The following is an 11,739-nucleotide window of genomic DNA, read 5'->3' as shown; positions in this document are numbered from 1 at the left end:
ATGAATCAGTCCGCGCAGGCCCTGGCCACTTATCCCGTAGATGTACACACCGCGCCGTCCGCCAAGGCGGTAACGGCAGCCGTCAAACTCCAGGTCGAAGGCATTCATAAACGCTACGGCGACCACGAAGTGCTCAAGGGCGTTTCCCTCAATGCGCGCCAGGGCGATGTGATCAGCCTGATCGGCGCCAGCGGTTCGGGCAAAAGCACGATGCTGCGTTGCATCAACTTTCTCGAACAACCGGACGCCGGGGTGATCACCCTCGACGGCATCAGCATCGAGATGCAGCAAGGCCGCGCCGGCACCCGCGCGCCACACCAGGCGCAACTGCAGAACCTGCGCACGCGCTTGGCCATGGTGTTCCAGCATTTCAACCTGTGGAGCCACATGACCGTGCTCGAAAACATCACCATGGCCCCGCGCCGGGTGCTGAATGTCAGCGCGGCGGAGGCTGAAAAACGTGCACGAATGTACCTGGACAAAGTCGGCTTGCCGGGCCGTGTGGCGGATCAATACCCGGCGTTTCTGTCCGGTGGCCAGCAACAGCGCGTGGCCATCGCACGGGCGCTGGCGATGGAGCCGGAAATCATTTTGTTCGACGAACCGACCTCCGCGCTGGACCCTGAACTTGTAGGAGAAGTCCTCAAAGTCATACAGACGTTGGCCGAGGAAGGTCGTACCATGTTGATGGTCACCCACGAAATGGGCTTTGCCCGCCAGGTGTCCAGCCAAGTGCTGTTTTTGCATCAGGGCCGAGTCGAAGAACAAGGCGGCGCCGAGATCCTCGACCACCCCAGCAGCGAACGTTTGCAGCAATTTCTTTCCAATCGTTTGAAGTGAACTCATGGATACCAAGGCCAACGGACCCCATTCTTCCTCTGCGCTGGATCGCATCGATGAGGCCATCATCGACGTGTTGCGGCACCAGGGGCGTATCACCTACGAAAAGCTCTCGTCACTGGTGCACCTCACGCCCAGGCCCTGCCTGGAGCGCGTGCGCAAGCTGGAGCGGCGCGGCGTGATTCGCGGGTATGGGGCGATCATCGATGTGCAGATGGTCTCGCCGGGGCTGTCACTGCTGGTGCTGGTGGCCTTGTCCAATCAAAGCGGGCGCTCGGCGCAGAAGGCCTTTGAAGCGTGCGTCAAAGCCTGCCCGCAGGTGTTCGAATGCCAGTTGATCAGTGGGCCATTTGATTACAGCCTGCGCATGCGCTGCCGGGACATGGAGCACTACCGCGTGCTGACAGAGACCTGGTTGAACAACGACGAGTTGCACATTGATAAATTGGTGGCGCATCCGGAGTTGGCGGTGGTTAAAAACACCGCAACTGAGCTGGCTTAAACACCGTCCATCGCTGCAGATCGTACAGAGCGTGGGAATGATCATCATGTTGCAGCTTGAAACACCACGGTGTTATACAAACCACTCTTCTGATTGGCGGCCTCAAGGATGAACACCATCAAAACATCATTATTGATCTGCGCATTACTCACCTGCCTCGTCTCTACTGCCACCCAGGCAGCCCCACCCGCCAGCGACGCTACAGCCACCTGGTTCAAGGTGGCCATGGGGATATTGTCGGGAGCTTCGTGTCAGAATCGCCTGGTGCCTGCTGATCGCGAACAGTGTATTCGCAAAAACCGCGAACAGGCTTGTCGTGATTTCCCGGACGGGATCGAGAAAGAAAACTGCCTGAAAGAGCTACCTGGCGTTGCAAGCAAACCCACTGCTTCAGGCACTCAACCTTCCGGCGCAGATTACGCACTGAAGAATGTGATGCCCGCCAGTACTCAAAACTATCGCCCGCCGATTAAAACTGATGACTTCGATTCGCCGTTGAAGCAGTTCGTCAGCCCTCCCGCTGAAAGCCCGACCCCGCACACGGACTAAACAACACAAACCCCATGTGGGAGCTGGCTTGCCTGCGAGGGCGGTTTATCAGTCAACTTTGATTTGACTGGCCCACCGCCCTCGCAGGCAAGCCAGCTCCCACATTGATAGGGTTCGCAATGCGCTTACCGGACTTTGCGCCTACAAGCTTCGCCTGCCCATCCTTCTGCTTCCCCGTACGCGCCTCGCTGATCAACCCCGGAATCAACTTGCCCTCCGGCAGATTCTTCCAGAACCGGCTGGGCAGGTGCCCTTCCATCACCTTGGGGTTCAACCGCGCAGGGTTGAAGATGTGGCTGTAGTAGGTCAGCCACATGGCGCTGTGCGGGTCTTCGACATTTTGCGCCAGTTGCCGCCACGCATCGGGGCACTCGCGCTGATGAATCAACTGCTCCCCGTCGTAATAAACCCCGTCCAGCGGAGTGGCAATCATCCAACGATGACGGCCCATGCGCCCGACAAAGTGTTGGCTGGCTGACTTCAGAATGTCATGGGCCGGCTCGTGCCACGCCACATATTCCGGCAATTCGCTGCCCGCCTCTGCCGGCAACGCGATAAACCGCACAAAGGCATGCAGGTGATGGGCTTCACGACTGACCTGCTTGATTCGCCGTTGCAACTCGCTGCCCAGCTTGTCACCCGCCAGCATCGCGGTGCGGTCGCCATGGCTGACTCGCCACAACACTTCGTACAGCAAGCTCCAACGCTGGTCTCCGTGATAACAGGCGGCCGACTCAAGCAGCTCCAGGAGCGCCTTGGGAATCCGCGCCTGGAACGGGCCGAGCCCTTCAGGTATCGGTTCGTCAGTAGCAAACAGGTCCGCCCCTTGCGCTTCGCCCCAACTCACCTGGCTGGGGTCGACCTGATGGCTGAGCAGCCAGCGTGCCTGTTCGCGCCAGGTGCTGAACAGGTTGTCGCATTCCAGGCTGATCATCCCCACAACCCCATTTGCTGTGGCTGCGGGCGGTCACGCAGTTGTTCGCGCAGCAGCACGCTGGTGCTTTCAGCCTGTTGCGGGTGGTAATCGCTGGTGATGAAAAACGGCTTGGCCTTGGCCAGCACGCAGCGCATGCGCGCCAGGTCTTCGAAGCGGATCTTGCGTTCGCGGCGCAGGTCCACCAAACGCTGGGTGGTGCGCAGGCCGATGCCGGGGATACGCGCGATCAAGGTCGGTTCGGCGCGATTCAAGTCCAGCGGGAATACCTCGCGGTGTTCCAAGGCCCAGGCCAGCTTCGGATCGATATCCAGCGCCAGGTGGCCTGGGCCTTCAAACAGTTCGTTGGCGCTGAAACCGTAGCTGCGCAACAGAAAGTCCGCCTGATACAAACGGTGCTCGCGCATCAGTGGCGGTGCCGCCAGGGGCACGCTTTTCGGGCTGTTGGGAATAGGACTGAACGCCGAGTAATACACGCGGCGCAACTTGAAGTTGCCATACAACGCCTCGGCACCATGCAAGATGGTGCTGTCGTCGGTGTCATCGGCGCCGACGATCATCTGCGTGCTCTGCCCAGCCGGGGCGAAACGCGGAGCGCGCGGTTCGTTGAGGACGGTCTGTTCGCCGGTGTAGATGGTCTGCATCGCTTGCTTGATCGACACGATCTGCTTCTCCGGCGCCAGGGTTTGCAGGCTGGCATCGGTGGGCAGTTCAATATTCACACTCAACCGATCGGCATAGCGCCCGGCCTCGGCGATCAGCGCCGGGTCGGCTTCGGGAATGGTCTTGAGGTGGATATAGCCGCGAAAGTCATGCTCTTCGCGCAAGAGCTTGGCGACCCGCACCAGTTGCTCCATGGTGTAGTCAGCCGAACGGATGATGCCGGAGCTGAGAAACAGCCCGCTGACACAATTACGGCGGTAGAAATCCAGGGTCAGGGTGACCACCTCCTCCGGGCTGAAACGCGCGCGGGGCACGTCACTGGAGCGGCGGTTGACGCAGTATTGGCAATCGTAGAGACAGAAGTTGGTCAGCAACACTTTGAGCAACGACACACAGCGCCCATCCGGGGTGTAACTGTGGCAGATCCCCATGCCATCGGTGGAGCCCAGGCCCGCCTTGCCCTCGGAGCTGCGCTTGGGCGCGCCACTGCTGGCGCAGGAAGCGTCGTACTTGGCGGCGTCGGCAAGGATGCTGAGTTTTTCGATCAACTGCATGGAGGGCTACCGATACTGGTTTTTTGTACAGTATCAGGCAGCCCTGCCCGTCACAAGTGCAGCCTGTCAGCTGGCGGTGGCCAGCAGCAAATCCTGCACCGAACGCCCCTTGCCCCGGCTGCGATCGTTTTCATACAGCGACGCGGCAATCTCGTCGGCACGAATCGGCAATACCGAGAGCAACGTGTCACTCAAGCCATGGCTGGCCTGGCTGAAACCCTGTATGTAGATCCCGGCCTTGCAGCGCTCGTCCGTCACGATGCGATAGTCGCGGGCGACCTCGAAGTCGCCCATATAGGCTTCCAGCGGCGCCAGCAGTTCGCGGTGCATCTGGCGCTCGTAGCCGGTGGCCAGGATGACTGCGTCGTAATGGCTGAGGCTGGTTTCGCCGCTGGCGTTGTTGCGCAGCGTCAACTCGATGCCCAGTGGCCCGGCGGTGGCTTTTTCGACCACGGTCATGGTGCGGAAGGCCTGGCGGGCAACGCCGGAGACTTTCTGGCGGTAAAAAATACCGTAGATCCGCTCAATCAGGTCCAGGTCCACCACTGAGTAGTTGGTGTTCTGGTATTCGGCGACCAGCCGCTCACGCTCGGCGCCGACTTGCTGGAACACCAGATCGGTAAACGCCGGTGAAAACACTTCGTTGACGAACGGGCTGTCATCGGCTGGCTTCAGTGCCGAACCGCGCAGGATCATATCGACCTGCACCGACGCAAAACTGTCGTTGAGGTCGATGAAGGCTTCAGCCGCGCTCTGGCCACCACCGATGATCGCAATCCGCATCGCTTTGCCTTCAACGCATGGCTGCTGGGCCATGCGCGCCAGGTACTGGGAATGGTGGAACACCCGGCCGTCCTCCTTGAGCGCCTTGAACGCCGGCGGCACACGAGGCGTGCCACCGGCGCTGACCACCACCGAACGGGTGGTGCGCACATGCTGCTCGCCCAGTGCATCGCGGGAGATCACGCGCAACGCTTCGACGTGTTGCTGATGCAGGATCGGCTCGATGGCCAGCACTTCCTCGCCATAGCGTGCCTGGGCCTGGAACTGCCCGGCAACCCAGCGCAGGTAGTCGTTGTACTCCATGCGGCACGGGTAAAAGGTGCCCAGGTTGATGAAGTCCACCAGGCGGTCGTGGGCCTTGAGGTAGTTGACGAAGGAGTAAGGGCTGGTGGGGTTGCGCAAGGTCACCAGGTCCTTGAGGAACGAAATCTGCAGTTCACTCTGGGTCACCAGGGTATTGCCGTGCCAGCGGTAGTCGGCCTGCTTATCGAGAAACAGTGCATCCAGTTTGCCCTGGGCTTTTTCACGCTCCTGCAGGGCGATGGCCAGCGCAAGGTTCGATGGGCCGAAACCGATACCGATCAGGTCGTGAACCGCGGGCGAAGCAATTGCCTGTGTCATTCCAGTGTCCTCTGGATAAGCCCCTTGGCGGTGGGGCGGGAATACCTGCAAGACCTCAACAACAGGTCATGTGTTGATAGGAAACGAGGACAGTGAAATAAAATTTAACTAATCATTGATCAGTGCGCGTCCCACTCGCGCATACGCACCCGGCAATGCTTCATGGCATTGACGATATGTTTTTCCACCAGGCTGCGGGAAATGCTCAGGTGCTCGGCGATTTGCGGGTGGGACAGGCCATCGAGCTTGCGCAGCAGGAAGCTCTCGCGACAGGTCGCCGGCAGCTCGGCCAGTGCGCGCTCGAGCATATCGAGGCGGCGGGCCTGATCGTGGCTGGCATGGGGTGAACTGGTGGCGAAGCGTTCTTCGCTGTCCAGCACTTCCAGGGGTTCGGACTGGCGCAAGGCGTTGCGCCGATGCCCGTCAATCACCAGGTTCAACGCGGTGCGGTACAAAAAGGCGCGCGGCTGTTCGATCGGCGTGTCACTGGCGCGCTCCAGCACCCGGACATAAGCGTCATGCACCACATCCTCGGCCACCTGACGGTTGCCCAGCTTGGCGTTGAGGAAACACACCAGCTCGCGATAGTAGTTTTCCAACATGACTCCCGACCGCCTGGGAAGACGGCATCAGATCCTTGAATGCTAAAGACGACAGCCAGCGGATAGTGGCAGTTTGAGTGCGTGCAATTTATAGTAATTCTCATCTACTTTTAAAGAAGTCTTGCATCAACGCACGATTTTTTTATTCAAAGGAGCTGTTACGGCATATGTAAGCACCTAAATCTTCGGGCGATTTTCTCGTATAACAGTCAGCCCTCCGCAACTGCGGTCCAAACTTCCTGGCTGGAACCAACGCATGAAACGCCCTCGCCCCGCCCGACGCGCCCTGCTTGCTGTCGCGTGCCTGATTCCCCTCATTGCGCTGGCCGCCTGGCAGGTACTACCGCCAGGCCGCGACACCTTGGCCACGGTCACCGTAACGCGCGGTAACATTGAAAACAGCGTCACGGCACTGGGCACCCTGCAACCGCGCCGGTACGTCGATGTGGGCGCCCAGGCGTCCGGGCAGATTCGCAAGATCCATGTCGAAGCCGGGGATCAGGTCTCGGAAGGCCAATTGCTGGTGGAAATCGACCCCGCCACGCAACAGGCCAAACTCGACGCCAGCCGCTACGCCATCGAAAACCTCAAGGCTCAGTTGCAGGAGCAGAAGGCTCAGCACGAACTGGCGCGCCAGAAATACCAACGCCAGCAACGCCTCGCGGCCGGGAACGCCACCCGCGAAGAAGACGTGCAAACTGCCAGGGCCGAGCTGGACGCCACCCAGGCGCGCGTCGGGATGTTCCAGGCGCAGATCCGCCAGGCCCAGGCCAGCCTGCGCAGCGACGAAGCCGAGTTGGGCTACACGCGCATCTTCGCACCGATGGCCGGCACAGTCGTCGCAGTGGACGCGCGGGTTGGCCAGACGCTCAACGCTCAACAACAGACGCCGCTGATCCTGCGCATCGCCCGGCTGTCGCCGATGACCGTGTGGGCCGAGGTCTCCGAAGCCGACATTGGCCACGTCAAACCCGGCATGACCGCCTATTTCACTACTCTCAGCGGCGGCAGCCGGCGCTGGACCAGCACCGTACGCCAGATTCTGCCGATACCGCCCAAGCCGCTGAATGAAACCAGCCAGGGCAATGGCAGCCCAAACAGTACGAGCAAAACCGGCAGTGGCCGCGTGGTGCTCTACACCGTGCTGCTTGATGTGGACAACGCCGATAACGCGCTGATGGCCGAAATGACCACTCAAGTATTTTTTGTCGCCAGCCAGGTCAAGGACGTCCTCACCCTACCGGTAGCGGCCCTGCTCGGCAGCCCTGGCGCCGACAAGCCGATCGCCCGGGTCGTGGCCAAAAACGGCGCCATCGAAAAACGCGAAGTACGCCTGGGTATCAGCGACCGTTTGCGGGTTGAAGTGCTGGAAGGCCTGAACGAAGACGATCATGTGTTGATCGGCCCGGCCAACGGCAGTGGGGGCTGATTTGACCACGCCGCTGATCGAACTCAAGAACATCCGCAAATCCTACGGCGGCGGCGACAGCCCGCAGGTCGATGTATTGCGTGGGATCGACCTGTCGATCCATGCCGGGGAATTCGTCGCCATCGTCGGCGCTTCCGGCTCAGGCAAATCCACCTTGATGAATATCCTCGGCTGCCTCGACCGCCCCACTGAAGGCGAATATCGGTTCGCGGGGGAAAACGTCGCGCATCTGGGCAGCGACGAACTGGCCTGGCTTCGCCGAGAAGCCTTTGGGTTTGTGTTCCAGGGTTACCACTTGATCCCTTCGGGCTCGGCCCAGGAAAACGTCGAGATGCCGGCGATCTATGCCGGTATCAGTGCAACCGAACGCCATGCCCGCGCCAAGGCCCTGCTCACCCGCCTGGGTTTGGCCGATCACACCGGCAACCGCCCGCACCAACTCTCCGGCGGCCAGCAACAACGTGTGTCGATTGCCCGCGCACTGATGAACGGCGGGCATATCATCCTCGCCGATGAGCCCACCGGCGCGCTCGACAGCCACAGTGGCGCCGAAGTAATGGCCCTGCTGGACGAACTGGCGAGCCAGGGCCATGTGGTCATCCTGATTACCCACGACCGCGAAGTCGCGGCGCGGGCCAACCGCATCATCGAGATTCGCGACGGCCTGATCATCCGCGATTCGGCATTGAGCGAAACCCATGTGCCCGTCACGGCCAACAGCGACGCGCTGCAAGCCGTCGACCTGCGCCAGCGCCTCGCCGACGGCGCCGAACATAACGGCGCCTGGAAAGCCGAACTGATGGACGCCGTGCTGGCTGCCTGGCGGGTCATGTGGATCAACCGGTTCCGTACCGCGCTGACGCTGCTGGGGATCATCATCGGCGTGGCGTCGGTGGTGGTGATGCTGGCAGTGGGCGAAGGCAGCAAACGCCAGGTGATGGCGCAGATGGGTGCGTTCGGCTCCAACATCATCTACCTCAGCGGGTCATCACCTAACCCGCGCACACCGATGGGTATCGTGACCCTCAACGATGTCGCGGCCCTGGCGACGCTGCCGCAGGTCAAGCGCATCATGCCCGTCAATGGCAACTATGCCGGTGTGCGCTTCGGTAATGTCGACTACATGGCTTATGTCGGCGGCAATGACACCAACTTCCCGGACATCTTCAACTGGCCGGTGGTCGAGGGCAGCTACTTCACCGAGGCCGATGAGCGCTCCGGGGCGACGGTGGCAGTGATCGGTCATCGCGTACGCGAAAAGCTGTTCAAGGGCGTTATCGACCCCATCGGCCAATACATTCTGATAGAAAACGTGCCGTTCCAAGTGATTGGCGTGCTGGCGGAAAAAGGCTCCAGCTCCGGCTTGCAAGACAGCGACGACCGCGTTGCCATCCCCTACACCGCCGCCAGCGTGCGCCTGTTAGGCACCTATAACCCCGAATACGTGGTGATTGCCGCCGCCGATGCGCGCAAGGTGCATGAGGCTGAAAAAGCCATCGATCAACTGATGCAAACGCTGCACAACAACAAGCGCGACTACCACCTGACCAATGACGCGGCGATGATCCAGGCCGAGGCACGCACGCAAAATACGCTGTCGCTGATGCTCGGTTCGATCGCTGCGATTTCCTTGCTGGTGGGCGGGATCGGGGTGATGAATATCATGCTGATGACCGTGCGCGAGCGTACCCGCGAAATTGGTATCCGCATGGCTACCGGGGCGCGCCAGCGTGACATTCTGCGCCAGTTTCTCACCGAGGCAGTGATGCTCTCGGTCGTCGGCGGCCTGTTCGGCATTGCCCTCGCATTGCTCGTAGGCGGCGTGCTGGTGCTGGCAGAAGTCGCCGTGCAGTTTTCCCTGGTGGCGGTACTCGGCGCATTTGGCTGTGCACTGGTCACCGGTGTCGCATTCGGCTTTATGCCGGCCCGTAAAGCTGCCCGGCTCGATCCGGTTAAGGCGTTGACCAGTGAATAAACGATCCATCACACCGCACCTGTCGCTGCTTAGCCTGTGCCTGTTGCTCAACGCCTGCGCAGGCACTCCGTACGACGTCGACAGCGGCATTGCGCCGCCTGCGGCGTGGCAATATGCCGAGCGGGAGGCAGCGCAGGCGACCAACCAGCGCTGGTGGACGCAATTCGGCAGCCCGCAACTCAACCGCTTGATCGACCAGGCTCGCCGCGACAGTCATGACGTGGCCGCCGCCATGGCACGGGTGCGCCAGGCCCAGGCCAGTGCGGTCATTGCCGGGGCACCGTTGTTACCCGAAGTGAACTTCAACCTCACCGCCAGCCGCGAAAAACTGCTGCGCGGCAGCGGTAACGCCTCGCTGGACGCCACAGAAAGCAACAAAACCGTCGACAGCTTTGGCACCAACCTTACCGCCAGTTATGAAGTGGACTTCTGGGGCGGGCGCGCCGCCGCCCGCGACAGCGCACTGCAAAGCCTGCGAGCGAGTGAGTTTGACCAGGCCACCGTGGAGCTGACACTGCTCAGCAACGTGGCCGACCGCTATGCGCAAACGCTTGCTGCTCGCCAACGCCAACAGATCGCCGAGCTCAACCTGGCGAATGCACGCCATGTGCTCGACCTCGTGCAAACCCGCTACGACGCGGGCTCAGCCACCGCACTGGAACTGGCGCAACAAAAGAGTCTGGTGGCCAGCCAGCAACGCCAGTTGCCGCTGATTCAGCAAGTGGCCGAAGAATCGTTGATCACCCTCGCGGCCCTTCTCGGGCAGCCGGTGCAGGCCCTGGACCTGGGCAGCGAGCCGTTCCAGGCGCTGACCTGGCCGGTCATTGGCCCGGGCGTGCCCAGCCAACTCCTCAGCCGTCGCCCCGACCTGGCTCAGGCCGAAGCACAACTGGCGGCGGCAAGTGCCGATGTGAGCGTGGCCCGCTCGGCCATGCTGCCCACAGTGACCTTGGGCGCCACGCTGGGTTCGGGGTCCTACAAGGCCGCAGATCTGCTGCGCAGTCCGTTCTACAACCTGACCTCGGGCCTGGTGGCGCCGATCTTCAATAATGGACGTTTAAGCGCCGAACGCGACAAGGCGCGCGCGCGTCAGGACGAACTGCTGCAAACCTATCGTGGCGCGATCATCAACGGCTTTGCCGATGTGGAGAAATCCCTCAGCAGCATCACCCACCTGGACCAGCAGCGTCAGTGGCAAACCGAGGAACTGCAACAGGCCCAGACCGCCTTCAAGATCGCCGAAAGCCGCTACCAGGCCGGTGCCGAAGACCTGCTGACCGTGCTGGAAACCCAACGCACGCTGTATGCGGCCCAGGACGCGAATGTGCAACTGCGATTGTCACGGCTGCAAGCCAGCATTGCGCTGTACAAAGCCCTGGGTGGCGGCTGGGATGCCAAAATCCGATAACAAAACTCCACATTCCTACACAAAGCGTTTATCAACCCTACATTCTTTGACCCAAGGTCCTTGGTAAAAAAGCCGCCTTAAAACGGCTGCCCGGAACCTCTTGATGAAGCCCAGCATTCTAGTAAGAAGCCTGGTGTGCATCTGCCTCTGGCTGATAGCAACCCGGGCGCTTGCCGCGCCCCTGATTGTGCCCAGCGCAATTGACTGGCTGCTGGACTGCCCCTTCCCCGCCTTCGAACGGCCGGACCCAGAGGTGCTGGACCGAACCCAGTGCGGCAGGGTAAACGTGCCTCGCGACTATGCCGACCCCAAGCGTGGCAATGTGCGCCTATCGCTGACCCGTGTCGGCGCCCGGCAACCGCTCAGCCGTGAGGGCATGGTGTTCATCCAGTCGGGGGCACCGCAAAAGGGTCAGGGCACGACCTTCGCCATCCATTTGGTCAGCCGCTGGGAGTCCTACGCCACCCAGGCCTATCGCACATTGGTCAACCGATATGACGTCATCGAATTGAGCCCCCGCGACCTCAGCCAACAGAACGGTGTCGAGCAGGCCGCACGTGATATGGAGTTCGTGCGCGCGCAATTGGGCGACACCCAGCTCAACTACCTGGGCAACGCTGAAGGCACCCGGGTCGGTGGCCGGTATGCCGCGCTGTTTCCGGAACGCGTTGCACGCATGGTCCTGGTCAACACCGAGCACGGTGAACCGATCGCTGCCGGCGTCGAGCAGCTGTTGCTCAAGGAGTCGGCTAAACCCGTTGCCGCCGGGTGCGTCAACCGGTGGGTGGGTGATTTTCTGGTGTCCGGCAAACAGCCGCCGTCCTCGACGCGCTGCCTCGACCTCGGTAACTGGGAATAATCACCGCGTTTACGACCTGT

12 protein-coding genes are annotated in these 11,739 nt (G+C 61.2%); 7 read left to right on the top strand and 5 right to left on the bottom strand.

The genetic code is table 11. The features are described 5' to 3' along the window. Both ACLBW8_RS04005 and ACLBW8_RS04000 read left to right on the top strand, forming a co-directional pair. A complete protein-coding gene (locus ACLBW8_RS04005; protein WP_447804639.1) occupies window positions 1-840 on the top strand; it encodes an ABC transporter ATP-binding protein in 840 nt (279 codons plus the stop codon). A gap of 4 nt (window positions 841-844) precedes the next feature. Then, window positions 845-1,342 carry an Lrp/AsnC family transcriptional regulator gene (locus ACLBW8_RS04000; RefSeq protein ID WP_064453046.1) on the top strand — a complete coding sequence of 166 codons (498 nt, stop codon included), beginning with the start codon at window positions 845-847 and terminating at the stop codon, window positions 1,340-1,342. A gap of 44 nt (window positions 1,343-1,386) precedes the next feature. Here ACLBW8_RS04000 and ACLBW8_RS03995 read toward each other — a convergent pair whose 3' ends face one another. Beyond that, window positions 1,387-1,569: a hypothetical protein gene (locus tag ACLBW8_RS03995; protein WP_447804638.1), complete on the bottom strand. Its 183-nt coding sequence runs from the start codon at window positions 1,567-1,569 to the stop codon at window positions 1,387-1,389. Between the two features lie 37 nt (window positions 1,570-1,606). On the opposite strand from ACLBW8_RS03995, the gene ACLBW8_RS03990 reads away from it, so the two are divergent. Beyond that, window positions 1,607-1,891, top strand: a complete 285-nt coding sequence (locus tag ACLBW8_RS03990; protein ID WP_447804637.1) for a hypothetical protein — start codon at window positions 1,607-1,609, stop codon at window positions 1,889-1,891. 52 nt (window positions 1,892-1,943) lie between these two features. Here the strand turns inward: ACLBW8_RS03990 and ACLBW8_RS03985 are convergent, their stop codons facing one another. The 4 genes from ACLBW8_RS03985 to ACLBW8_RS03970 form a co-directional block, all read right to left on the bottom strand. Beyond that, window positions 1,944-2,825: a TIGR03915 family putative DNA repair protein gene (locus tag ACLBW8_RS03985; protein WP_447804636.1), complete on the bottom strand. Its 882-nt coding sequence runs from the start codon at window positions 2,823-2,825 to the stop codon at window positions 1,944-1,946. Further along, window positions 2,822-4,042: a putative DNA modification/repair radical SAM protein gene (locus tag ACLBW8_RS03980; RefSeq protein WP_064453048.1), complete on the bottom strand. Its 1,221-nt coding sequence runs from the start codon at window positions 4,040-4,042 to the stop codon at window positions 2,822-2,824. Before ACLBW8_RS03980 ends, ACLBW8_RS03985 begins: the two co-directional genes overlap by 4 nt. Before the next feature lie 66 nt (window positions 4,043-4,108). After that, window positions 4,109-5,446 carry a lysine N(6)-hydroxylase/L-ornithine N(5)-oxygenase family protein gene (locus ACLBW8_RS03975; RefSeq protein WP_128587269.1) on the bottom strand — a complete coding sequence of 446 codons (1,338 nt, stop codon included), beginning with the start codon at window positions 5,444-5,446 and terminating at the stop codon, window positions 4,109-4,111. Window positions 5,447-5,565: 119 nt separating this feature from the next. Then, a complete protein-coding gene (locus ACLBW8_RS03970) occupies window positions 5,566-6,048 on the bottom strand; it encodes a sigma-70 family RNA polymerase sigma factor (protein WP_432750792.1) in 483 nt (160 codons plus the stop codon). A 256-nt stretch (window positions 6,049-6,304) separates the two neighbouring features. Between ACLBW8_RS03970 and ACLBW8_RS03965 the strand changes: the two genes are divergently transcribed. From ACLBW8_RS03965 to ACLBW8_RS03950, 4 genes are all read left to right on the top strand, one after another. Beyond that, window positions 6,305-7,477, top strand: a complete 1,173-nt coding sequence (locus ACLBW8_RS03965; protein ID WP_262665398.1) for an efflux RND transporter periplasmic adaptor subunit — start codon at window positions 6,305-6,307, stop codon at window positions 7,475-7,477. A 1-nt stretch (window position 7,478) separates the two neighbouring features. After that, window positions 7,479-9,452 (top strand): MacB family efflux pump subunit, encoded by a 1,974-nt coding sequence (locus tag ACLBW8_RS03960; RefSeq protein ID WP_447805013.1) that lies wholly within the window; start codon window positions 7,479-7,481, stop codon window positions 9,450-9,452. Further along, window positions 9,445-10,860: an efflux transporter outer membrane subunit gene (locus tag ACLBW8_RS03955; RefSeq protein ID WP_221295165.1), complete on the top strand. Its 1,416-nt coding sequence runs from the start codon at window positions 9,445-9,447 to the stop codon at window positions 10,858-10,860. Before ACLBW8_RS03960 ends, ACLBW8_RS03955 begins: the two co-directional genes overlap by 8 nt. Window positions 10,861-10,963: 103 nt before the next feature. After that, on the top strand, window positions 10,964-11,719 hold the full coding sequence (locus ACLBW8_RS03950; protein ID WP_447804635.1) for an alpha/beta hydrolase: 756 nt from the start codon (window positions 10,964-10,966) through the stop codon (window positions 11,717-11,719). Window positions 11,720-11,739 lie beyond the last annotated feature (20 nt).

The sequence above is a fragment of the Pseudomonas sp. M5A4_2d genome (assembly GCF_053345295.1).
Note: the sequence above shows the minus strand (reverse complement) of the source record. Positions and strands in the feature narration are given on the sequence as shown.

Coding starts and splice junctions, on each gene's coding strand:
- ACLBW8_RS04005 (WP_447804639.1), top strand. CDS start 1: ATGAATCAGTCCGCGCAGGCCCTGGCCACTTATCCCGTAGATGTACAC.
- ACLBW8_RS04000 (WP_064453046.1), top strand. CDS start 845: ATGGATACCAAGGCCAACGGACCCCATTCTTCCTCTGCGCTGGATCGC.
- ACLBW8_RS03995 (WP_447804638.1), bottom strand. CDS start 1,569: ATGGCCACCTTGAACCAGGTGGCTGTAGCGTCGCTGGCGGGTGGGGCT.
- ACLBW8_RS03985 (WP_447804636.1), bottom strand. CDS start 2,825: ATGATCAGCCTGGAATGCGACAACCTGTTCAGCACCTGGCGCGAACAG.
- ACLBW8_RS03980 (WP_064453048.1), bottom strand. CDS start 4,042: ATGCAGTTGATCGAAAAACTCAGCATCCTTGCCGACGCCGCCAAGTAC.
- ACLBW8_RS03975 (WP_128587269.1), bottom strand. CDS start 5,446: ATGACACAGGCAATTGCTTCGCCCGCGGTTCACGACCTGATCGGTATC.
- ACLBW8_RS03970 (WP_432750792.1), bottom strand. CDS start 6,048: ATGTTGGAAAACTACTATCGCGAGCTGGTGTGTTTCCTCAACGCCAAG.
- ACLBW8_RS03965 (WP_262665398.1), top strand. CDS start 6,305: ATGAAACGCCCTCGCCCCGCCCGACGCGCCCTGCTTGCTGTCGCGTGC.
- ACLBW8_RS03950 (WP_447804635.1), top strand. CDS start 10,964: ATGAAGCCCAGCATTCTAGTAAGAAGCCTGGTGTGCATCTGCCTCTGG.